This is a genomic window from Brevundimonas sp. NPDC092305 (assembly GCF_044755415.1).
Classification (GTDB): Bacteria; Pseudomonadota; Alphaproteobacteria; order Caulobacterales; family Caulobacteraceae; genus Brevundimonas.
Window position 1 is genome coordinate 570,275 of the sequence record NZ_JBIVQY010000001.1, and the last position, 23,216, is coordinate 593,490.

Genomic DNA, 23,216 nt, shown 5'->3' on the forward strand with positions numbered 1-23,216 from the left:
CAAGAATTTTCCGGATCGACGCGGGGTTGTCCCGACCATGCCAAAGGTACGATCGGCATCAGGGCCAAATTCTTAATGCATTGATAATGCTTAATTCTTGGGTGGTATCGCTCCTGAGTAGAATTACGGACGACTGTCATCTTCTCCTCTGAAAGAACCGAACTCGCGCGATAGGCGAATCGCGGGCTGCCGCTTCAAGGCGGGGTTCGGGCTCGTCGCGCTGCAGAAGCCGGGCTAACGCTCAGGGAGTTCAGAGATGCAGGACGTTGTCGTCGATCCGCTTCGCACCGAGGCGAAACTGGCGTCGTCAGAGGCGCGGGTCGCCGATGTTCCGACGGTTGAGGTCAGTGGTGAGCTCGATGTGCACGGCGCACATGACGTCTATCTCAATCTCGACGCGGCCGACGTCGCTTCTATCCGGCGCGACGGCGCGGATCTGGTTCTGGTCGACGAGGCCGGCAATGTTCTGAGGCTGAACGGCTTCTTCGACGGCGCCACGCCTCGTCGCCTCTTCCTTGAGAATACCGATGATCGAACCGTTCTGGTCGACACCGGCGGCATGCTGACCGACGGTCCCGTACGCCTGACATTCATACCGCAGGGAGAAATGTCCCCGTTCGTCAGCATGACCGAGGGTGGCGGCGAGGGCTTTGGCGCGGCCGGAGTGCTGGGCGGGCTGGCCGCGGCGGCCGGGCTCGCCGCCGCGGCGGGCGGCGGCGGGGGCGGTGGAGGCGGCGATTCTACACCCCCACCAGGACCAACCCCGGACACCACGGCCCCCGGCGCGCCGGTCAATCTGGCATTCAACACCGGCGGCAATCAGCTAAGCGGCACGGGCGAGGCGGGCGCGACCGTCACGATCCGCAACGCCGCGGGCGTGGTGGTCGGCACGGGTACAGTGGCTGCGAACGGGACCTTCACCGTCGCAGTCGCTCCGGCGCTGACGAACGGGGAGGGCGTGACCGTCACCCTGACGGACGCGGCCGGCAATGTGTCGCCGGGCGCGTCGGCGACCGCGCCGGACACCACGGGGCCGGCGGCTCCGGGCGCCGTGGATGTCTCCGACGACGGCGGCGCCGTCACGGGGACGGGCGAAGCGGGCGCGACCGTGACAGTCAGAGGGCCGGGCGGTCAGGTGATCGGAACCGGCACGGTCGGAGCGAACGGCGCCTTCACCGTCACCCTGCAACCCCCGCTGACGAATGGCGAGACGGTGAGCGTGGTTCTGACTGACCGGGCCGGAAACGGTTCGACGCCGGTCACGGCGGTTGCCCCTGACGTCACGGCGCCCGCAGCTCCGACGGGAGTGGACGTGTCGGACGACGGCGCGTCGATCACGGGACAGGGCGAGGTCGGCGCGATCGTGACCGCTCGCGGCCCGGACGGACAGGTGCTGGGCACGGCGGTGGTGGGCGCGAACGGCGCCTTCACGATCACCCTGAACCCACCGCTGATCGCCAGTGAGACCGTGTCGGTGGTTCAGGCCGATGGCGCGGGCAATGTCTCGCCCCCCGCCAGTGCAATCGCGCCGGATCTGACCTTCCCGGGCGGCGTGGATGGAACCGATGCGCCGGTGCTGGTCATCGCAGAGGCGGCTGGCGGTGTAGGCGCGTCGGAGCTGTCGGACGGCGTGCAGGCGCGCGTGATCCTGACGCCCGGAGCCCAGGCGGGCGACATCGTGACGGTCACTGTGACTTCGGGCGGCGCGACGATCGCCGTCGACCATGTGCTGACGGCGCAGGACATCGCGGCAGGCGAGGCGACTGTAACCCTGCCGGCCACCCTGGTTGATGGTTCATACAGCGGCGTGGCGGTCATCGCGGACGGCGCGGGTAATGCGTCGGCGCCGTCGGCCGCCGTCGCCTTTGTGGTGGATACGGTCACGACGACGCCGGTGGTGACGTCTGCCAACGGAGTCGGGCTACAGGGCACGGCGGAAGCCGGCGCGACCGTCACCCTTCTGGACGGCGACGGCGATCCGGTGCTGGGCGGTGGTGGTCAACCGGTGACGGCGACGGTGGCCGCCGATGGAAGCTGGACCATTCCAGCGACGGCCGTTCCGGGCGGCGTGGACGGCTTTACGGGCTCGGTACGCGCCACCGACGGCGCAGGAAACACCGCTTCGGCGGCTGTTGGGCCTGTCGACGGTTCGACCCCCGCGCCGGTGATAACCGGCGCGAATGGCGCAGGTCTGACGGGTACGGCCGAACCGGGCGCCCTGATCCTGCTGGACCAGAACGGCCAACCGGTCATCGGCACAAACGGCGAGCCTGTGACTGTAACGGTGGCTGCCGACGGCACATGGTCGATCCCCGCAACGGCCATTCCCGGAGGTCTGGATGGCTTCGTCGGGTCGGTGCAGGCGGTGGATCCGGCGGGCAACGCCTCGGCGACGTCGGTGGGGCCTGTCGACGGATCGATCCGCGTCTCACTGTCGCTTGATGTCATCGCAACGGACGACGTACTGAACCTTGCAGAGTCCCAGGGTCAGGTCGTCATCACCGGGCGCGCCACGGGCGAGTTCACGCCGGGTCAGGCCGTGGAGATCGAGTTGTCCCCGGGCGTCACCTTCGCAGGAACGCTCGGCGCGGACGGGACCTTCAGCATCTCTGTGCCCGGCGCGGCGGTCGCTGCGGCGACCTCGGTGACTGTGTCGATGGATGCTGTCGATACATCCGGGAACGCCGTCGAGGTCACCGACGACCGCACCTACGCGGTTGACCTCGCCGGGACGGCGGCGGTCATCACCGAAGCCAATGGACAGGAGATTTCCGGAACCGCCGAACCGGGCGCGACCCTGTCCCTGATTGATGCAAATGGAGCGACGATCATCACCCTGACGGTCGGCTTCGACGGTCTGTGGAGCGTTCCGGCCTCGGCGGTGGCCGGCGGGCTGGACGGCTTCACCGGAACGGTGCGCACCGTCGACGCGGCCGGCAACCCGGCCACGACCGCCGTGGGCCCGGTGGATGGGTCCACACCTGCGCCGGTGATCACGACGGCGAATGGCGCAGGACTTGAAGGTACGGCGGAAATCGGCGCGACGGTCACCCTGATCAGCGGAAACGGCACTCCCGTACTGGACGTCAACGGCCGCCCCGTTACGGCGACGGTAGGCGCGGGCGGAACCTGGACGATCCCGGCGGGAACCGTTCCCGGCGGACTGGACGGCTTCACCGGATCGGTGCGGGCCGAGGACGACGCCGGCAACTCAGCCGCGGCGGCTGTGGGCCCGGTCGACGGCTCGACGCCAGCGCCCGTCGTGATCGCCCAGAACGGCGCCGGCATTTCGGGCACGGCTGAACCGGGCGCGGTTATTCTGCTGGACGAGAACGGCGCCCCGGTGATCGGCGCCAATGGCCAGCAGGTCACGGCCACGGTCGACGCGAACGGTCAGTGGAGCATCCCGGCCGGTGCGATTCCGGGCGGGCTGGACGGCTTTACGGGCTCGGTGCGCGCGGTCGACCCCGCAGGCAACTCGGCCAGCGCGGCCGTCGGGCCCATCGATGGGTCGGTGACCCTGTCGCTGAACGTCGACGTCGTGGCGGGCGACAATGTCGTCAACCTGGCGGAGTCGGCCCAGGCGGCGGTGGCCGTCAGCGGCCGGGTGATCGGAGACTTCACGGTCGGCCAGACCGTCACGGTGACCCTGTCGAATGGCGCCAGCACGACGGCGACGCTCGCGGCCGATGGATCATGGACGGCGACTTTCCCCGGCTCTGCGCTGGCGGCGTCGACGGCCGTTACAGTGACGACGACGACGACGGACTCTTTCGGGAATACGGTGACGGTCACCGACGTGCAGGCCTTCACGGTCGACGTGACGCCGCCGGGAGCGCCTGTGATCACGACCGCCAATGGTCTGGGCCTGTCAGGCACGGCCGAGGCGGGCGCCACCTTGATCTTGCGGGACACAAACGGCGCCCTCATCGCCCGGACGACCGTGGCGGCCGACGGCAGCTGGAGTGTGCCGGCCGCTCAGGTGGCTGGTGGTCTGAACGGCTTCACCGGTTCAGTGCAGGCGGTGGACGCCGCCGGCAACATCGGCGCTGCGCCGATCGGGCCGGTGGATGGCGTGATCGCAGCTCCGGTGGTTGCGACCGCCAACGGACTGGGGCTGACGGGCGTGGCCGAAGCGGGCGCCACCCTGACCCTCCTGGGCGCGAACGGATCGCCGGTGCTAAACGGCGCCGGAAATCCCGTCACGGTCACGGTGGCTCCCGACGGCAGCTGGACGCTGCCGGCGGCGCAGGTTCCCGGCGGGCTGGACGGTTTCACCGGATCGTTGCGGGCGGTCGACGCTGCGGGGAACACCGCCAACGCGACTGTCGGACCCGTCGATGGATCAACCCCGATCCCGATCATCACCGCCGCCAACGGCGCGGGCCTGAGCGGCACGGCCGAGGCCGGAGCCAGCGTTGCGTTGCTGGATGCTGACGGCGATCCGGTGCTCGACGCCTCGGGCAACCCGATTGTCGTCACAGCCAACGCCAGCGGCGTCTGGACCGTGCCGGCGGTGCAGGTTCCCGGCGGGCTGGACGGGTTCACCGGCTCGGTCACCGCCACGGACGCGGTCGGCAACACGGCTTCGGCGACGGTGGGGCCGGTCGACGGCGACATCAGCCTGACGCTGGTTGTTGACGCGGTCACCGCCGACAATGTGCTGAACGGCGCGGAGGCCCAAGCCTCGGTGACGGTCACCGGCCGCGCGGTCGGCGAGTTCACGGTCGGACAGACGGTGAATGTCGTCCTGTCCTCCGGGGCGGCCTTCACGGCTGTCATCGGAGCCAACGGCGTCTTCAGCGTCAGCGTGCCCGGCGCGGCCCTTTCGGGCGCTGCCTCGGTCACGGCCACGACCACGGCCGTTGACGCCTCCGGCAACACGGTGACGGTGAGCGACGTCCAGACCTATGCGGTCGATCTGTCGACCCCGGCGCCGGTAATCGCCCTGGCGAATGGCGCCGGCCTGTCGGGTACGGCTGAAGCGGGGGCCACCATCACCCTGCGCAACGGCGCGGGGCAGACGGTCGGCTCCACGGTCGCGGACTCGACCGGAGCCTGGACGCTGCCGGCGGCCCAGATCCAGACCGGCCTGAACGGCTTCAGCGGTTCGGTGCAGGCTACAGACCCGGCGGGCAACACAGCGGCGTCGCCGGTCGGCCCTGTCGACGGCGCGATCAATCTTTCGATCACAGTCGGAGCAGTGACCGCCGACAACGTCGTCAACATCGCCGAGTCGGCCGCCGCCGCGATCGCCGTGTCGGGTACGGTGGCGGGTGAGTTTACCGCCGGCGATACCGTGACGGTGACCCTGACCGACGGGACGGTCCGGACAACGACTGTCGCGGCCAACGGCAGCTGGACGGTCAACTTCCCCGGCGCGAATCTGGCGGCCTCGACGGACGTGAGCGTCGCCGTGACCGTAACGGACGCGGCAGGGAATACCGCGACCGTGACAGCCGACCGGCCCTATGGGGTCGACGTCGCGGCGCCCGGCGCCCCCGTCCTGTCCTCTGCCGGCGTCACGGGCCTGTCGGGCTCGGGAGAGGCCGGAGCCACGATCCAGTTGCTGGACGGCTCTGGCTCGCCGATCATCGGCGCTTCCGGCCAACCGATCACCGTCACGGTGGCGGCCAACGGCAGCTGGACCATCCCGGCGACGGCCTTCGTCGGCGGAGCCACGCCGCCCAACTTCACGGGCCAACTCGCCGCCGTGGACGCCGCCGGCAATGTCTCGGCCTTTACCACGGTGCCGCCGATCGACGTCACGCCGCCTGACGGCACGACCACGACGGTCTCGATCAACGTCATCGCCGGCGACGATGTGGTCAATCTGGCGGAGTCGCAGGGCGGCGTCGTGGTGACCGGTCAGGTCACGGGCGAATACCGGGTGGGCGACTCTGTCACCCTGACGGCGGGCGCGACGACCTTCAGCGGCGTCGTCGGTGCGAACGGGGTGTTCTCGATTACGGTGACCGGCGCGGCGCTTGTCGGCGGCCAGCTTCAGGCCACGGTTCTGGCCAGCGATGCGGCGGGCAATGTCGGCACGATCACCGGGAGCCGGCCCTACACCGTCGACCTGATCGGGCCGGGGGGACCGGGCGGGACCCAGACCCCGGGTCTGAGCATCGCGGCCGCCGCCGACGGCATCATCAGCTCCAGCGAACTGACCGGCGGCGTCGCGGCCGTCGTCACCCTGACCCCCTCGGCGCAGGCCGGGGATACGGTGACCCTGACGCTGACGACGGGCGGCACGGTGCAGACCTTCCCGATCGTGCTGAGCGCCGCGAACATTCTGGCCGGCCAGATCTCCATCCCGATCGGCGCCGCTCTCAGCGACGGGCAGTTCACGGCTCGTGCGGTGATCACGGACGGCGCAGGCAACACCACGCCGCCATCGACCGTGCTGAGCTTCGAGGTGGACACGGTGCCGATCGACATCGGCGCGACGACGGCCAGCGTCACCGAAGCGGCCATCGGCGTGGAGACCATCGGGACGATCCCGATCACCGGCGCGACCGGCACGGTGACATATGCCTTGCAGGCTCCGGCCGGCGTGCTGACCTCGCACGGCCAGACCGTGACATGGGCGCTCGACGCGAACGGCGTGCTGATCGGCTCGGCCGGTGGACGGGAAGTCATCCGCGCCTCGATCAGCGCCGGCGGTCAGTACCGGATCGTGCTGCTGGACGCGCTGGATCATCCCGGCGCCGGAGCGGACGTGCTTCAGACCCAGATCGGCGTCAGGGTCACCGATGCGGACGGCACGGCGAGCGGCGCCATCTCCGTGGGCATCGTCGACGGCGTTCCCCAGCTGGCGGCGCCCATCACCCTGACGCCGACGGCGCCCGGTGTGATCGTGGGTGATCTGGTGAACGATTTCGGCCCTGACGGCGGGCGGCTGGTGTCGGTGACGATCGACGGGCGGACCTTCACCTACAACCCGGCGACGGACACTGTGGGCGTCAGCGGCTCGTCCACGACCCTGCTGGCTTACGGCGTGGACGACGGCGTCCTGTCGGTCACCACCGTGCGCGGCGAGTCCATCACCGTCGACTTCGAGACCGGCGAGTATCGGGTGCAGGTTACGGGGCAGGACTCGGCGCCTGCGCCCTCGGTCAGGCCCGATGTGGCGCTGGGCGGCGGCGAAGGTCTGCTTGGTCTGATCGATGCGGATGTGCTGGGTCTGATCCAGCTGGACCGGCAACAGTTCTTCACCGCGTCGGACGCCAACAATGACATCGGTACGGTCGTGGTCCGCTACTCGGCCGCGATCGGGCTGGGCCTGAAGACATTCGGGTACAATGCAGCCCTGGCGGCCGAGCTTGGGCTGGTGGTCACACAGGTGAACACCTTCCTGCTGCCGGGTTCGTCGCAACTGACCATCCGTGCGGCGGACGGCGGCGCGGTCGACAATCTGAAGCTCAACGAGTTCCTCGCCTCGATCACAATCAGCGGCGGCCTGTCCGGGCTGCTGGACCTGAATGTCGCCCAGACGCTGAGCATTCAGGCGACCGACCTCGCCGGCCATGTGACGCTGGATTCCGAGAGCTCGCTTGCCGATCTGGGCGTGCTGGCCGGTCTGCTGGGCGGGACGCAGCCAGCGCAGATCGTCACCGGCAGCGGGACCAATAATGTGCTGACGGCGTCCGACGTCGGGACCGGTGCGGCGCTGGACAACCGGATGTACGGCTATGCCGGCAACGACACGCTCAACGCGGGCCTCGGCAACGATATCCTGCGCGGCGGGGCCGGAACCGACACGCTGAACGGCGGCGCAGGCAACGATCTGCTGATCGGCGGGACGGGTAACGACACCCTGAACGGCGGCGCCGGTGTCGACGTCTTCCGGTGGGAGCGCGGCGATCAGGGCACGACCGCCCAGCCTGCGGCCGATGTCATTCAGGACTTCAATGTCGCCAGCGTGCGATTGGGCGGCGACGTGCTGGATCTGTCCAGCCTGCTGGTTGGCGAGGGGCGGATAGGAAACAATCCGGGCAACCTCGCCAACTACATCCACTTCGAGCTGACGGCCTCCGGCACGCTGGTGCACATCAGCACGACCGGCGCCTTCACCGGCGGCTTCGGCTCGGCGACGGCGGGCGCGGCGGATCAGACCATCCTTCTGTCCGGCGTCGATCTGGTTTCCGGGCTGGGGTCGGATCAGGCGATCCTGAGCGACCTGCTGCTGCGCGGGAAGCTGGTGGTGGACACGCTGTCGGTGGACGGCACGACCGCACCCGACCTGCTGACCATCGGCGGTTCGGCGGTCGACGGAGATGGCGATACCGGATCAACCTCGATCGGTATCGACAGCTCGAACGTCGATCCCCTGCCGCCCGTCCCGGGCAATGTGGCGCCGGTCGTTGAACTGTCGGCGCAGAACCTGCTGGGTCTGATCGGTCTGGGCGCGCTGGGTCTGAATCTGAACGGTCAGGACCTGCTCGCAGCCGACGCGAACGGCAACCTCAGCAGGGTCGAAGTTGAGTACGCGCCTCTCGTCGCACTGAACCTGTCGCCGCTGACCTTCGCCTGGTCGACGGCGCTTGCGGCCCAGTACGGGATCAATGTTCAGGTCACCGACTCGGACGGGCTGCTTGGCATCGTGGCCCCTAGCGCGCGGATTACGATCACGGCGGCGGACGGAGGCGTGCTCGACAACGTCGAGATCAACCGCTTCCTCGAGAGCGTGCATCTGACTGACACCGGCGGCGGTCTGCTGTCCAGCTCGGTGCTGAGCCTCAATCTGCTCAACGCCCTGACCATCACGGCTACGGATGCCGAGGGGCTCAGCAGCTCTGCGGTCATCGGGTCGGTGGTGAATGTCAACGCGCTGAACAGTCTGGACGGCCCCGACCCGGCCGGCCTGTTCGCCGCCTTCTCGGCTGACGATGACATCCAGGTCGATTTCGGGTTCGAAGAGGCGGTGTCCGTGCGCGAGGACATCATCGTTCCTGCCCTGACCGGCGAGATGATCGAGCGGTTCACCGAAACGACCCCGGATGTCCCCGGAGCGCTCGCCTTCGATAACGAACTGGCCCGGCCGCTGTCGCCTGTCGCCGATGTTCACGCCGGCTGGATCCCTCATCTGGTCATTCCCGAGGAGCCCCCGATCGGCCATCCATGATCAGCCTCATCCGGTCGCAACTCGGACAAATGGCGGCGGTCGCCCTGGCCGCCGCACCCCTTGCCGCGTCTCCGGCTTCGGCGGAGACGATCAACGAGGCGGTGCAGCGCGGCTTGTCGCGTCACCCGGAAGTCCGGCTGGCGGAGGCCCGGATCAGTCAGGCCTCGACCGAGGTGGATATGGCCCGGAACGGCTATCTGCCGACCCTGACGAGCTCGGTGGGACCGGACGCGGGCGGCGTGTCGTACGACGTCAATCTGGCCCAGACGGTTTACGACTGGGGCGCGACGGGCAGGGCTGTGGATCAGCGGCGCGCCTTGCTGATGCTCCAGCAGGCCAATCTGCAGGTGGTGAAGGACGACGCCGCGCTCGAGATCGTCGAGGTCTATCTCGATATCGCCAGCGCCCGCGCGCAGCTGTCGCTGCTGGATGATCAAAGGGTTCAGCTGGAGTCTCTGGCCGAGATCGCCCGCACGCGGGTGGAGGCGCGATACTCGGACCTCAGCGAGACGGGACGCGTCGAGCTGGCGCTCTCGACGGTAGCAGGGTCGCGGGCGCGGATTCAGGGCGATCTGGCTCAGGCGAGGGACCGCTACGAACTGATCGTCGGATCGCCGCCGGAGAGCGTTCGTGCGCCGGCTTCACCGGGTTTCCTCGACGCCTTCAGGGAGCCTGGGGCGCTGGAGGCCGCCGTCGTCGCGGCGCCGCTCTTCCGGAAGGCGAACATGGCGGTGCAGGCCGCCGACGCCGGCTTCCGTGAAGCGCAGGCCGCACGCTTTCCCCGCCTCAATGTCGAGGGCTCACTGCAACGCCGGGAGATCGGCGGCCGCATGGTCGACGACAGTTTCGTGGGCGTACGCCTGCGCCTGTCCAGCCAGCAGGGATTGTCAGCCTTCCAGCGCCCTCAGCTGGAAGCGCAACGTCGCGAGGCGGCGCGATGGGAGGCGCAGGTCGTGGCGCGCGATCTCAGACGTCTGGTCGGATCCTTGATCCAGAATGATGCGTCGCTGGCCCTGCGCATCACCGCTCTGGAGACCCAGGCCGAGCAGGCCGAGGCTGTGCGCGACCTGTACCGCGAGCAGTTCCTCGTCGGCCGTCGCGATATCCAGGATCTCGTGATCATGGAAACCGAGAGCTTCGAGGCCCAGCGTCAGGTGCTGGAGCTGATCATCGAGCGGCTGCGGCTGCAGTACCGGGCGGCCGCGCAGCTGGGACTGCTGGCTTCCACCATGGAAAGCGATGCCATGAACACCACGGGGGCGCCCTCATGAGTCTGGCCTGGCCCCACGGCGCGGCGAGGGCCGTCGAGGATCCGCTCCGGGAAGGCCTGAGCCTGCTCGCGGCCGAGCTCGGTCGGCCGACCACTCCGGCCCAGCTCGGGGACGGGATGGCGTTGGACGACGGCCGCCTGCCGCTGGATCAGGTCGAGAAGGCCATGCGCCGCGCCGGCCTGTCCGCGCGCGCGACGCCTCTGGGCGTTGAGGAGGCCCCCGAGTCTCTGTTGCCTGCCTTGCTCTTGATGCGGGACGGCGGCGTCCGGGTGTTGATGTCGAAGGCAGGGGGCGAGGCCGTCGTGCTGAGCCCCGAGACGGGCGGCGGAGAGGGCCGGCTGCCGCTGGCGGACCTCAAGGCGGCCCATGCCGGTCTGATCGTCTTCGCACGACCGCTCTACACCGGCGACGCACGCGCCGGCGGCTACGCCAAGGCGGCGCCCGGCCACTGGCTGCGGGGGCCGTTGAAACAGGCGTGGCCCTCGCTGATCGAGATCGGCGTGGCGGCGGTGTTCGCCAATCTGCTGGCCATCGCAACGTCGCTGTTCTCGATGCAGGTCTATGACCGCGTCGTGCCCACCTCGAACTTCGGCACCCTGTGGGTGCTGGCCAGCGGGGTCTTCCTCGCCATCGGCGCCGAGCTGCTGCTGCGCCTGCTGCGGTCGCATCTGCTGGACGTGGCGGGCCGGCGGCTGGACCTGCGACTGTCGTCGGTTTTGTTCGAGCAGGTGATGCAGATCCGGTTGTCCGCTCGCCCCGGTTCGACCGGCGCCTTCTCCAGTCAGGTGCGGGAATTCGAGACGGTGCGGGAGTTTTTCACCTCCTCGACCCTCGCGGCCCTGACCGACGCGCCGTTCATTCTGGTCTTCATCGGCATCATCGCCCTGCTGGGCGGCCCTGTGGCGCTTGCGCCGCTGGCGGCCGTGGCCCTGATGCTGGCGCCCGCCTTCTTCCTGCAACGCCGTCTGGCGCAATTGTCCCGCGATAATCTGCGCGAGGGGGCGGTCAAACAGGGCCTGCTGCTGGAGACGGTGGAGCACCTCGAAACGGTGAAGGCCACACGGGCCGAGGGCCGGAATCTGCGTCTCTGGGAGATGCTGTCGGACCAGCTGGCGGATGCGGGAGCGAAGGGGCGGAACATTTCCTCCACCCTGACCTATGCCGCGGCGGCGGCTCAGCAACTGGCCTACATGGGCGTCGTCGTCATCGGGGTTTACGAGATCGCCGCGGGCCGGATGACCACCGGTGCGCTGGTCGCCTGTTCGCTGCTGGTGTCCCGGGCCGTATCCCCCACCGCGCAGTTCACCGCCATCCTCGCCCGCTGGCAGCATGTAAAGGTGGCGTTGGAGGGGCTGGACCAACTCATGGCGTCTCCGGTCGAAAGACCTGCGGGGCGTGAGTTCACCCGCATGCCGGACGCCAGAGGTCGCTATACGATCGAGGGGCTGGAGGTCCGGCCGGACCCCGAAGGCGCGCCGACCCTCGTCATTCCCCAACTGGAGATCGCGGCCGGAGAGCGGCTGGCGATCATCGGCGGCAATGGCGCGGGCAAGTCGACCCTGTTGCGCATGCTGTCGGGGTTGGGTGATCCGTCGTCGGGCCGTCTCCTGCTGGACGATGTCAGCCTGGCCCAGATCGAACCGGCGGACCGGCGAAGGGCCATCGGATACCTGCCGCAGGACAACGCCCTGTTCCACGGCAGCCTGCGTGAGAACCTGACGTTGGACGGCGCGCGGCGGTCGGACGCCGAGTTGCTGGAAGCTCTGGATTCGGTCGGGCTTGGGCCTTTCGTGCGAGGCCATCCGTCAGGGCTGGATCTGCCGATCGCCGGATCGCAGAGCGTGTCGGGCGGACAGCGGCAGGCGATCGCGCTGGCGCGCCTGTTCCTTCAGGACCCCCGCGTGGTGCTGATGGACGAGCCGACCTCCGCCTATGACCAGACGAACGAGCGGCGGGTGGTGGAATTTCTGCAGGATTGGTCGAGGGGACGGACGGTGGTTGTCGCGACCCACAAGCGCGCCGTTCTGGCGGTGGCGGATCGGGTGCTGGCGCTGTCCGGCGGCCGGATCGTCGGTGACGGTCCGCGGGAGCCCGCTGTGGCTGGAGTCACGAAGATGAGGCCCGTCCATGGCTGACGCCGCTCGTATCGAGCGCGACCTGCGCCGCGCCCTGTCCGGCGGCCGCATCGCCGAAAGCCATCCCGCAGCCAGGCCCGTCTTGTGGGTCTCCGTCGGCATTGTCGTCGTTTTCGTCGCCTGGGCGTCGTGGGCGCAGGTGGATGAGGTCGTGCGCGGCGAGGGCAGGGTGGTGCCCAACAGCCGGGTGCAGGTGATCCAGAGTCTGGAAGGCGGCATCCTCCGCGACCTGCTGGTCAAGGAAGGCGACATCGTTCAGGCGGGTCAGCCGCTTGCGCAGCTGGACAGCACCCGCTTCGAATCCTCCGCGTTGGAGGCCGGTGCGCAGGTGAAGGCGCTGACCGCCGCCATCGCCAGGCTGGAGGCCGAGGTGCTGGGGCGGCCGGGCGTGGTCTTTCCGGCGAACATACCCGCCGGCGATCCCGTGATCGCGTCGGAGCGGGCCCTGTTCGAGGCCCGGCGACGCAATCTGAACGCCACCGTGCAGGCCCTGACGCAGGAGACGGCCTACGCCCGCCGCCAGCTGGCCATGGTCGAACCCCTCGCGGCGCGGGGCGCAGTCAGCGAGGTCGAGGCGCTGCGACTCGGCAAGGACATCGCCGCCCTGACCGGTCGCCAGACCGAGGTCCGCAACACCTACATGCAGGAGGCCTATGCGGAGCTGGCCGCCAAGAAGGCCGAACTGGCGGCGCAGACCCAGATCCACAACCAACGTCAGGACCAGTTGAATCGCACGAAGCTGATCGCGCCGGTTCGCGCGCGGGTCAACGACGTGCTGATCACCACGCGGGGTGGGGTGGTGCAGCCCGGTGAGCCGATCATGCAGCTCACCCCGCTGGATGATCAGCTGCTGGTCGAGGCCCGCGTCCTGCCTCGCGACGTCGCCTTCCTTCGCCCGGGGATGCCTGCCCGGGTAAAAATTACAGCGTACGACTATACCGTGTACGGCGACCTGCCTGCGCGGGTCGTGCAGATCAGCGAAGACACCCTCGAGGAGGACACGCCTCGGGGAAAAGTCTCGTATTACAGTGTACTTGTTCGCACGGACCGAGCCTTCCTTCAAAAGGGCGGCCAAAGCCTTCCTATCAGGCCGGGAATGGTTGCAGAGGTAGACGTCAGGTCAGGCCGGCGCAGCGTTCTGAACTATCTTCTGCGTCCGCTTCTGAAAGCCCGTTTGTCTTGAGCCGCGTCGTCGCTCTCCTCATCGATCAAGTTTTCTTGACAACCACTGGTCGGTTACAACGTGCTACGCATGACGCCACCTGAGCGGGAGAACTCTGTGGGGGGCAAGCGGCCCGAAATGTCTGAATCCCGGTCCTTCGGCCGCCACGATTACGCACGTGAAGTCTCTCTGATCAGGGCTGAAGGTCGCTCGGCGGAACGCATCCGCACTTTTTCCTGGCAGGAGACGCCCCTCGGCCCGCCGGACGAATGGGACCCAGGTCTGACCGCGGCCCTGAACATCATGCTCGAAACCCGTTTTCCCATGTTCCTGACATGGGGCGACGAGAACCTGCTGTTTTACAACGACGCCTACGAGCCGGCCCTGGTGGGGAAAAGCGACTGCCTCGCGAGGCCGTTTGAAGATGTCTTCCCGGAAGCCTGGGGCGAGGTAGGGCCTGTCATGGCGAGAGCGCTGGCCGGCGAGTCCAGCTATTTTGAGGACTTTCATCTCCCGTTGATTCGAAACTCGGTCCTGTCTTCGACGTGGTGGTCGTTTTCGTACTCGCCTGTTCGGAAACAGGACGGAAACGTCGCGGGCGTTCTTGGGGTCGTCTACGAGACGACGCGTCGGTTCCTTTCCGACGAGGCGCTGCGATCCAGTGAAGCGGCGCTGCAGGCCGTGACTGACATGGCGCCCAGCCTGCTGTGGCGATGCGACGCCGATGGGCGGCTGACCTGGGTCAATCAACGTCTTCAGACCTACTTTGGACTGACCGGGATGGGCGAGACATTCTGGGACGACCATGTGCATCCCGATGATGTTTCAACCGCCCAGGCGGTACACACGGTCTGTATGTCCGAAGGCCGGCCATTTGAATGCCAGCAGCGACTTCGCGACGCGAAGGGCGTTGAGCGCTGGTTCATGGTCCGGTGCGAACAGACCTTCAATACGGAAGGCGATGTCACCGGGTGGTGCGGTTCCGCCACCGACATCGATGACTGGCGCGTGGCTGCGGACGGACTGAGCCAGCGCGAGGAACTGCTGCGCGACTTCTATGGCGCCGACGCCACCCTGTTGTGGGTCGCGGATACTGCGACCCGGCAAGTGACGCCCATTAATCCCGAAACCCGCACTTGCTGGGCCCTGCCGGCAGACGGCGAATCGATCTCGTGGGAGGCGTGGGCCGACACCGTCCATCCGGACGACCGCGTTCAGTTCCGCGCTGCGTTCGACCGGGCGACCGGCGGCGCCACCGCGCAGGTCAAATTCCGCCGCCTCACCGAAATGGGGGTCGTGCGCCGGTTCCAGTTGACGGCCTTTCCGGTCGCCTCCGAGGACGGCGAAGGCAGACGGATCGGCGGTCTGGTTGTGGAGGTCGGTCAGGATATCGATTCCCGCATTTATCTGGTCGAGTCTGACCAAGGCCGACAGAACGCCCTCGCTCATGCCCTCGGTCGTCGCGGGTTCCGGGTGCGTGCCTTTGACTCGAGTGCGGAGCTGGAGCGTGTTTCCGACGACCTTCTCCCGGGATGTGTCGTTCTGGGGGTGTGGGGCGATGTGGAACCGGCGTTGAACGCGGCGGCGGGGCTCAAGCTCACGCCGCGCCTGCCGTGGATCGCAATCGGCAAGTTTGAGTCCCGCCTCGGCGATGTGGTCAAGCTGATGAAGCTGGGCGCCTCGGACGCGTTGTCCGATCCGACCCCGGATGCGGTGGCGGCGGCAAGCCGGGCGGCGCTGGCGCTGGTGAAGCCCGAGACGGGAGAGCGCGTAACCGGGGGCGGCGACGCGAGGCAAAGGATCGGGCAACTGACCCGACGTGAGCGCGAGGTCCTTGAGGGCTTGATCGCCGGCGGTACGAACAAGACCATCGCGATTCGTCTGTCGTTGAGTCCGCGTACGGTTGAAACCCACAGATCGCATCTGATGGATCGTCTGGGCGTGTCGACGCTCGCGGACCTGATCCGGCTGGCGTCGGAAGCCGGTATCGTCGCCAAGGACGAGTCTGCGCGAGCAGTACGGTAAACAAGGACTTAACCCGCGAACCGGGTTTCTACTCAGGGTCAGGCCGGTAGATTCCGTTTTCGCCCTACGGCCAAATGCTGGAGGGGAAGGGGCACGCCGCTTCCTGCGCGACGGGAGGCCGATGGCGAAAACCACCGGACCCCCGAAAACCGGCGCCGCGTCCGGCTTCCCGTCGCCTTCAAAACGAGGAAAGGAGAGGGCGTTTGGCTGGTCTGGATCGCATCATGCCCGACAAGGACTATCTGGATTTGCGGGACAGCCTGCTGAAGGCGTCGTCACAGATGTCCTGCCGTCAAGCGCTGGACCTTGCGGATCTGCTGCATACGGTGATCCGCATGCGAAAGCCGCACCGCCCGCTCAGGAACCTTGAGGCGCTGTTTGTGGGCGAGCCCGTGAGCTTCGCGCCTCCGGCGGAGTAGGACTCCTCGTCAGGGCGTGAACTGGATCGTGCGTGCGAACTGCATGTCCCGGGGCCCCGGTTCGACCTCTGCGCCCTGCATCAACGCGATCGCCGCCTCGCCGAAGCCGCGACCCGGATGGGTTTCTTCCAGCACCTTGCAGCGCTCCACGTGACCGTCGGCCCGCGCCGTGCATTCCAGCGTCACGGCGACGAGATTGAGCGCAGGAGGCTCAGCCGCCTGAACGCGCACGAGCGTCTCATTGCGGACAGGCTTGCTGACGGCGTCAGGAGCGAAAGATGGATCGAGAAGCAGGGCGGCGGCGATTGTCAGGGCGATCATGATGTCCCTCCTGACATGATAAGATCGCGCCCTGCATTCCGTTCCCGAAGAAGTTAACGACCGGCATCGGGAAGTGTGTCGACCGATTGGCCGTATCCGGCGGATTGCACGTTGATACGCGACATTGGGTTCTAGCCACGATGGTCGGGCCTGACGACAAAAGGGGCGGCCCCGGCCACCAGCAAGAAGGCCGGCGGTTTTGAACACATTGAGGAACAGTTCGGTCTCGCCGATCGGCAGATCAACGACCTACTTAAAGCGCATGTCGAAGGTGTAGTAGGACGGATGCCGCCGGCGAAACCCTAGAGGTTAAAAGCGTTGGACTGAGGCGGTGCTTTCAGTCTGGAAAGCGCGTCTCTGTCACCTTCAAAAGAACACTCCGGTTTCGGCTTTAAAAGCCGATCACGGTCGGCAGGCCCTGCCACAGCGTCGCGATAACGCCAATCAGTGCGGACAGGGCGGCGATGTCGTCGATGAAGGTTCGCTGGCGCTTCCTCGCTGCCCTCCAGAGCAGAGCGATGCACACAAGTGCGCAGGCGACGCTGAGCAGAAGGCCGGCAAGCCGCCAGTGCGGGCCAGCGGCGTCTGCTGTCACATCGGCGAGGCTCGATAATGCATACAGCGCCGAGAATTGGATCGCCCATACGACCAGACCGCCCGTCATCCAGAGCCAGCGTCTCACGTCAGGCGCCCGGGAACAGGCGGATGAGCAGGCTGGACGCCACGCCCTGCATGCCCGTGTAGATAAGGAACAGGGCGACCAGATCGAAGGTCGACGGGCGATCAGGCGAAACCAGGCCGGCAGCCTGCCGAAGGGCCACGAACAGTCCCATCAGGACCGAGACGAAGGCGAAGAAGCCATCCCAGGCGATGAAGGCGTAGACCATGGCGAACTGGGCGCTGGTTGTTGGATCTGCGCCGATCGCATGCCACGCCTGCCAGTCGAAGCCCCAGCCTGTCGCGACGAGAAGGCTGGCGAGAACCATCATGGCGGTTCCAATCATGCGGCTGCGCGAGCGGCCCAGACGCAAGGCGATGCACGCGCCCCACGCCAGCAGAGCCGCCGCGACATAAGGGCCAAGCGTCGCCGGAAGGGTCACGAGGTCGGGCGGCGGCGTCCAGGTCGCCGGATTGCGGCTCCACAGGAACACGTAGCTGAAGCCCGCCAGCAGGAGCACCATTCCGCCGACGACCAGCGTGATGATCATTGCCCACCAGCCGTGACTGCCGGGCCCGCTGACGTAGGTCGGAACGCGGATGCCGGCGCCGATGTCGGCCGTCAGCTGATCGACGGGCCGGTCCAGCAGCCAGCACCAGCTGAAAACGCAATAGATGGCGAGCACCGCCGCGATGAGACTGGGCCAGTAGGCTTGCACCGTCAGCAGCAGGAAGGCGGCCGCCGTGAACACCGCCGCCCAGATCGGCCACGGCGATGGGACCGGCATCCGCTGCAGATACTGGGGCTCGGCGTTCAGGGTGGAGGTGACGAGGGTCTCGCGCCGGCCGGTCGCGCTGTTGGGCAGAAAGTAGCGGCCGGCCTCAACGTCGCGCGCCAGCCCCTTCTGTTCCCACAGGGGGTAGAGGCTCGTAATTACCGGGACCGATCGCGCGGAGTAGAGGCCCGTAGGCAGCCACTCCAGACCCGGGCCGCCGTAGATGTTTCCCGCATCCCTCGATCCAAACGGGCGGAAGTTACGAGCCATGTCGATGACCCACAGCAGCACCGCAAATGCGGTCAGGAAGGCGCCGGCGGTCGAGATCATGTTGGGCAGGTCCCAGCCCCGGTCCGGCAGGTAGGTGTAGACCCTGCGTGGCATCCCCATCAGCCCGGTCAGGTGCATGGGCAGGAAGGTGATGTGAACGCCGGCGAACATCAGCCAGAATACCCACTTGCCCCAGCGCTCGCTCAGCGGCCGGCTGGAGGACATGGGCAGCCAGTAGTAGATGGCCGCGAAGAAGGGGAAGACCATCCCGCCGATCAGCACGTAGTGCAGGTGTGCGACGATGAAGTAGCTGTCGTGGGCCTGCCAGTCGAACGGCACCATGGCGACCATGACCCCAGTCAGCCCGCCCATGACGAAGGTCACGAGACCCCCGACGGCGAACAGACCGGGCGTGTTGAAGCGCATCTTTCCGGCGGCGATAGTTGCGATCCAGGCGAAGACCTGAACGCCGGCCGGAATGCTGACCGCCATCGAGGCGGCCGAGAAATAGCTGGTCGAGATCGTCGGCATGCCGGTGGTGAACATGTGGTGCGCCCACACGCCGAAACTGATGAAGCCCGTAGCCAGCAGGGCCAGCACCACCAGTCGGTATCCGACCAGCTTCGTCCCCGTGATCGCCGGGATGATGGTCGAGGTGGCGCCCGCCGCCGGCAGGAAGATGATGTAGACCTCGGGGTGGCCGAAGAACCAGAACAGGTGCTGCCACAGCATCGGGTCGCCGCCGCGAACCGGATCAAAAAACGGCCAGTTCAGCGCCCGCTCCAGCTCCATCAGGGTGGTGGCGAGGATCACCGACGGGAAGGCGATGATGATCATCACCGCGAAGATCAGCATGGCCCAGGCAAAGATCGGCATCTTGTCCAGGCTCATGCCCGGAGCGCGGTTACGCAGCACGCCGACGATGATCTCGATGGCGCCGGCGATGGCCGAAATCTCGATGAAGCCGATCCCGACCAGCCAGAAGTCGGCGTTGATGCCCGGCGAATAGGTCATCGAGGTCAGCGGCGGGTACATGAACCAGCCGCCGTTTGGCGCCAGACCGAAGAACAGCGAACAGAAGAAGGCCAGACCGCCGATCAGATAGGCCCAGAAGGCGTAGGCGCTCAGCCTCGGAAACGGCAGATCCCGCGCCCCCAGCATCTGGGGCAGCAGCAGGACGCCCAGCGCCTCCACCGCCGGCACCGCGAAAAGGAACATCATCATGGTCCCGTGCACGGTGAAGAGCTGGTTGTAGGTCTCCTGCGCGAGGAAGCCCTGCATCGGCAACGCCAGCTGGGTGCGCATCAAAACGGCGAGGATGCCCGCCAGCACGAAGAACAGCATGGCCGCGCCGATGTAATAGACGCCGACATAGTTGTTGTTGATCGCGCTGATCCACTGCCAGCCCCTCGGTGCGCACCAGAGGCGTTCAAGCTCTTCCAGCTCGCCGTCCGGCCGGGGTTCCGTGGTCGGGAAGCGCTTGTAAAGTTCGGGGTCGAAGCCCGTTTCCGAACTCATTCCAGACTGTCCAGCCAAGCCGAGACGGCGCGCAGGTCCTGTCCGGACAGGACGGGATAGGCGGGCATGCGATTACCCGGCTTCAGCGACTGGCTGTCGGATATCCAGCCGCCGAGCGTGCCCTGATTGTTCGGCAGGATGCCGGCGCCCAGGGTCCGGCGCGAGCCGACATGGCTGAGGTCAGGCCCGGCGACGCCGTTGAAGCCGGTCCCATTTACGGAGTGGCAGGCGCCACATCCGGCGGTGCGAAAGACCTCCGCGCCCCGGGCGGGGATCGCCGCGGCCGGCGACGGGGCAGCCTGCCTTTGCCGCCAGGCTTCGAACTCGGCTGGCGCGTGGGCGACGACGACTAGCCCCATGAGCGCATGAGGACCGCCACAGTATTCGGCGCACTGTCCACCGTAGGCGCCGGGTTCGTCAGCCTGCAGTCGCAGGAAGGTGCGACGCCCCGGGATCATGTCGCGCTTGCCGCCCAGACGGGGGACCCAGAAGCTGTGAATGACGTCGGCGGATTCGAGTTCGAACACCACCGGGCGACCCGTCGGGATGTGTATCTCGTTGGCGTCCTTAAAGGCTTCGCGGCCCTGGTCGTCCAGATAGGCGACCCGCCACCACCACATCTCGCCGGTGACCCGGACCCGCATCTCGCCGGGCGCGCCCTCGTCGGACAGATGACTGGTCAGGCCGAGGCCATAGATCAGCAGGGCGCTGAGGACGACGACGGGGAAAGCCAGTCCGCCGATCCAGATCAACTTCGCTCCGCCCAGCCGCGTGCGCCAGCGACGGGGACCGAACAGGGCGACGCCAAGGGTGATCAGCACGATCACGAGCACCACGGCGCCCATGCCGAACAGGACCCATGAGACGATGTTCACCGGCCCGGCGAAGGGCCCCGCCGGATCGAGCACGGGCGGAGGCCAGCCCGCCGTTCCCTCAACCGCGGCACTCATCGGAGCGTGTAGAGATAGGCCGCGACGTCGCGGGCTTCCGGCTCGGTCAGCGGCATGGGCGGCATCGCCGTTTGCGGATCGAGCGACGGTGCGTCGCGCAGGAACCGCACCAGCGTGTCTGGCTGATTGGGCAGACGCCCGGAAATCAGGGGGCTGTCGCCAAAGCCGTCAAGCGACGCAGCGGCCGCGCCTGTAGGCCAGTCGACGCCGGGGACGGCGTGGCAGGCGGCGCAGCCGGTGCGGCGGATGATCTCCAGACCCCGGTCGGGATCAGCGCCGGCGAGGGTGCGGGGCTGGCTGGTCTTGTCGCTGCACGCCGCCGGACCGGCCGCGGTGATCGCGATCGTCGCCAGTATCGCGGCTCTCACCGCCGCAGGTGTCTGTTTCGTCCGCGCCATACGCTCCCCGCCGCACTCGATCAGCTAACCCACCGCCAAGCTGGGGGTTCCCCGGAACCGCTACGCTTTGTTGGTGTTGGCGAAGGGTGCGCGCGCTCCCGACACTTCTGACGCTTCTCGCCATGGCCGCGTGCCATCCGGCGACGAACGAGACCGAAGCCGCGCTCACGGCCACAGGCGAGCTTGTCGCGCTGAGCGGTGGCGGGGCGGGCGCCCGCAACGCCTGCTTCAGCTGCCACGGACTGGACGGGATGGGCGATGGAGACGCGGTCCCCCGTCTGGCCGGAATGGACGTCGGATATCTGCAGAAGCAGATGCAGGACTACGCCGACGGACGACGGCCTGACGATGTCATGGGCGGGATCGCCCGCCGTCTGAGGCAGGACGAGCGCCGCTCTGTCGTCGCGTGGTATGCCGCCATGCCAGTCCGGGATCGCCCATCGGTTTCCTCCCCGGCGCCCGCGATCTACGCCGTAGGAGATCCCGGTCGCGGCGTTGTCGCCTGCGCGGCCTGCCACGGGGATCAGGGACAGGGGCTGGGCCCGGGCAATCCGGCGCTGGCGGGACAGCCGGCCGCCTATACGCGTGAGCAATTGTTGCGATGGAAACAGACCGACCGGCGCAACGACCCGCGCGGAGTCATGACCGCCGCGGTCGCGCCGCTGACTTCGGCGGAGATCGACGAAATAGCCGTCTGGCTGCAGACCCGATCGCCATCTCGATCGCCCGATAACGGCGCTGCCAGCGGGTCCGTTTCGGCGACGGCTGCGGCAGAACCGGCAGCATCCCGTGGAATACGTCATCCCGATCGATGATCTGATGCTTGAGCGCGGCGCCCACATGGATGGGGATGAGCAGAAGCAGCGTCAGGATCAGGCCCCAGTGCATCCACTCCGACACCGCTTCAACACGCCACGCGGTCATCGAGTCCAGCGCCTGTAGCGGGAACAACGGCCAAGGGATCAGTCCGGCGATAGACAAGGACTGTTCGCGCGCCGTTGCGGAAACCATGACCCAGCCCGTCAGCGGCAGGCCGAACAGGCAGATGTAGAACAGCCAGTGAGTGAGGCTGGACGCGACGCTCTCCCATCCCGGCTTGTCGGCGTCGTTGATCGGGCCGGGCGCGAGAAGCCGCCATCCGAAACGGCCGATGACCAGCACGAGCATCAGAACGCCGACGGCGTAGTGAACATCGTGCGCCGCGACCTTGTCCCCGCCCACAGGCAGACGCCCCATCCACCAGCCCCAGCCGAGCTGGAAGCTGACAAGCGCAGCCATGGTCCAGTGGAAGATGATCGCCACTGGCGAATAGCGCCCCTCGTCGTGGTGCCCGGCGGCCCACTCGAGGGTGGTCATGATCAGGCGATCGATCATGCGGCGTGCGGTCCGGCGCGGTCCGGTCCGATCCACCTTCCCAGCACCAGCAAGGCGGCGGCCAGATAAACGGCTGCGGCGGGCGCCCACATGATCAGGCCGGCGGTCTGCTGATCCTCCAGCGGAGTCAGGCCCCACGCCTGCGTCGTGGAAAGGTGCGGCGCATAGAGCGCCTCGGGGCTGAAGGTCAGCAAGGCGCCAAGCAGACCCATGGCGACCATGGCGGCGAGCAGGGCGATCACCGCCGAGGCGACGCCCGAATGCCGCACCGCGATCCAGAACCATGTCGCCGTACCCAGCACGGATACCTGCATCACCCAGTAGATCGCGGTGCTGGACAGGGCAGCTTCATACATGCCCGGCGCGTGCCAGACCCAGAACGCCACGCTCTGGATCAGGGTCGCGAGAGCGAGCGAACCGACGTGTCGACGCGGCAGGGCGAAGGCGATCAACGGAGCCGCTACGGCGAAAAGGAGGACATGATGGACGGTGCGCGCCGCGAACAGGGCGGAGGACAGTGCGCAAAGCGGGGACACGAAGGAGAGCGTCAGAACCGCGACGCTCGCCAGACCCGACACCCTCGAAGACCCGCGCAGCCTCGAGCAGGCGAGCACCGTCATCCCTGCGAGGCACAGCAGCACAATTGGGTCGAAATTCCACCGCTCCAACGCATCGAGGGGCGTCGATCCCGGACCACAATAGGGAATCCAGACCGTCATGCCGGGACCGGCGAACGAACGGGATAGCAACCCTTCAAAAGTTAGCCCTCCTGCCAAGCGTCACGGTTCAACCCCGCTAGGCCGTCTCCAGTTC

General features: G+C 67.5%; 13 protein-coding genes and 1 pseudogene. 7 read left to right on the top strand and 7 right to left on the bottom strand.

Translation table 11 applies throughout. The features are described 5' to 3' along the window. Positions 1 to 256 precede the first annotated feature (256 nt). The 6 genes from ACIQC9_RS02790 to ACIQC9_RS02815 all read left to right on the top strand — a co-directional run bounded on the left by ACIQC9_RS02790 (position 257) and on the right by ACIQC9_RS02815 (position 16,139). The gene (locus ACIQC9_RS02790) at positions 257 to 9,127 is read left to right on the top strand and encodes an Ig-like domain-containing protein (RefSeq protein ID WP_400612171.1); all 8,871 of its coding nucleotides are present in this window, start codon (positions 257 to 259) and stop codon (positions 9,125 to 9,127) included. Continuing rightward, positions 9,124 to 10,398 (top strand): TolC family protein, encoded by a 1,275-nt coding sequence (locus ACIQC9_RS02795; protein ID WP_400612172.1) that lies wholly within the window; start codon positions 9,124 to 9,126, stop codon positions 10,396 to 10,398. The genes ACIQC9_RS02790 and ACIQC9_RS02795 overlap by 4 nt, the downstream gene beginning before the upstream one ends. Continuing rightward, positions 10,395 to 12,533, top strand: coding sequence for a type I secretion system permease/ATPase (locus ACIQC9_RS02800; RefSeq protein WP_400612174.1), 2,139 nt, complete (start codon positions 10,395 to 10,397; stop codon positions 12,531 to 12,533). The genes ACIQC9_RS02795 and ACIQC9_RS02800 overlap by 4 nt, the downstream gene beginning before the upstream one ends. After that, a complete protein-coding gene (locus ACIQC9_RS02805) occupies positions 12,526 to 13,716 on the top strand; it encodes an HlyD family efflux transporter periplasmic adaptor subunit (RefSeq protein WP_400612176.1) in 1,191 nt (396 codons plus the stop codon). Before ACIQC9_RS02800 ends, ACIQC9_RS02805 begins: the two co-directional genes overlap by 8 nt. A gap of 117 nt (positions 13,717 to 13,833) precedes the next feature. Beyond that, positions 13,834 to 15,720 (top strand): PAS domain-containing protein, encoded by a 1,887-nt coding sequence (locus ACIQC9_RS02810; protein WP_400612178.1) that lies wholly within the window; start codon positions 13,834 to 13,836, stop codon positions 15,718 to 15,720. A 203-nt stretch (positions 15,721 to 15,923) separates the two neighbouring features. Then, positions 15,924 to 16,139, top strand: coding sequence for a hypothetical protein (locus ACIQC9_RS02815; protein WP_400612180.1), 216 nt, complete (start codon positions 15,924 to 15,926; stop codon positions 16,137 to 16,139). Positions 16,140 to 16,148: 9 nt separating this feature from the next. On the opposite strand, the gene ACIQC9_RS02820 is transcribed toward ACIQC9_RS02815, so the two are convergent. The 5 genes from ACIQC9_RS02820 to ACIQC9_RS02840 form a co-directional block, all read right to left on the bottom strand. Then, positions 16,149 to 16,460 (bottom strand): TonB family protein, encoded by a 312-nt coding sequence (locus tag ACIQC9_RS02820; RefSeq protein ID WP_400612182.1) that lies wholly within the window; start codon positions 16,458 to 16,460, stop codon positions 16,149 to 16,151. Positions 16,461 to 16,851: 391 nt separating this feature from the next. Further along, positions 16,852 to 17,142, bottom strand: coding sequence for a hypothetical protein (locus ACIQC9_RS02825; protein WP_400612184.1), 291 nt, complete (start codon positions 17,140 to 17,142; stop codon positions 16,852 to 16,854). A 1-nt stretch (position 17,143) separates the two neighbouring features. After that, a complete protein-coding gene (locus tag ACIQC9_RS02830; RefSeq protein ID WP_400612186.1) occupies positions 17,144 to 19,681 on the bottom strand; it encodes a cbb3-type cytochrome c oxidase subunit I in 2,538 nt (845 codons plus the stop codon). Next, entirely contained in the window at positions 19,678 to 20,631 is a 954-nt protein-coding gene (locus ACIQC9_RS02835) for a c-type cytochrome (protein ID WP_400612188.1), read from the bottom strand. Before ACIQC9_RS02835 ends, ACIQC9_RS02830 begins: the two co-directional genes overlap by 4 nt. Continuing rightward, positions 20,628 to 21,029, bottom strand: a complete 402-nt coding sequence (locus ACIQC9_RS02840; RefSeq protein ID WP_400612190.1) for a c-type cytochrome — start codon at positions 21,027 to 21,029, stop codon at positions 20,628 to 20,630. Before ACIQC9_RS02840 ends, ACIQC9_RS02835 begins: the two co-directional genes overlap by 4 nt. A gap of 122 nt (positions 21,030 to 21,151) precedes the next feature. Here ACIQC9_RS02840 and ACIQC9_RS02845 point away from each other — a divergent pair. Continuing rightward, a pseudogene (locus tag ACIQC9_RS02845) lies at positions 21,152 to 21,676 on the top strand (c-type cytochrome); the annotation flags it as partial. Here the strand turns inward: ACIQC9_RS02845 and ACIQC9_RS02850 are convergent. After that, positions 21,669 to 22,403, bottom strand: coding sequence for a cytochrome b (locus ACIQC9_RS02850; protein WP_400612192.1), 735 nt, complete (start codon positions 22,401 to 22,403; stop codon positions 21,669 to 21,671). The pseudogene ACIQC9_RS02845 and the gene ACIQC9_RS02850 sit on opposite strands and share 8 nt — an antisense overlap. Then, entirely contained in the window at positions 22,400 to 23,122 is a 723-nt protein-coding gene (locus ACIQC9_RS02855) for a cytochrome c oxidase assembly protein (RefSeq protein ID WP_400612194.1), read from the bottom strand. Before ACIQC9_RS02855 ends, ACIQC9_RS02850 begins: the two co-directional genes overlap by 4 nt. Positions 23,123 to 23,216 lie beyond the last annotated feature (94 nt).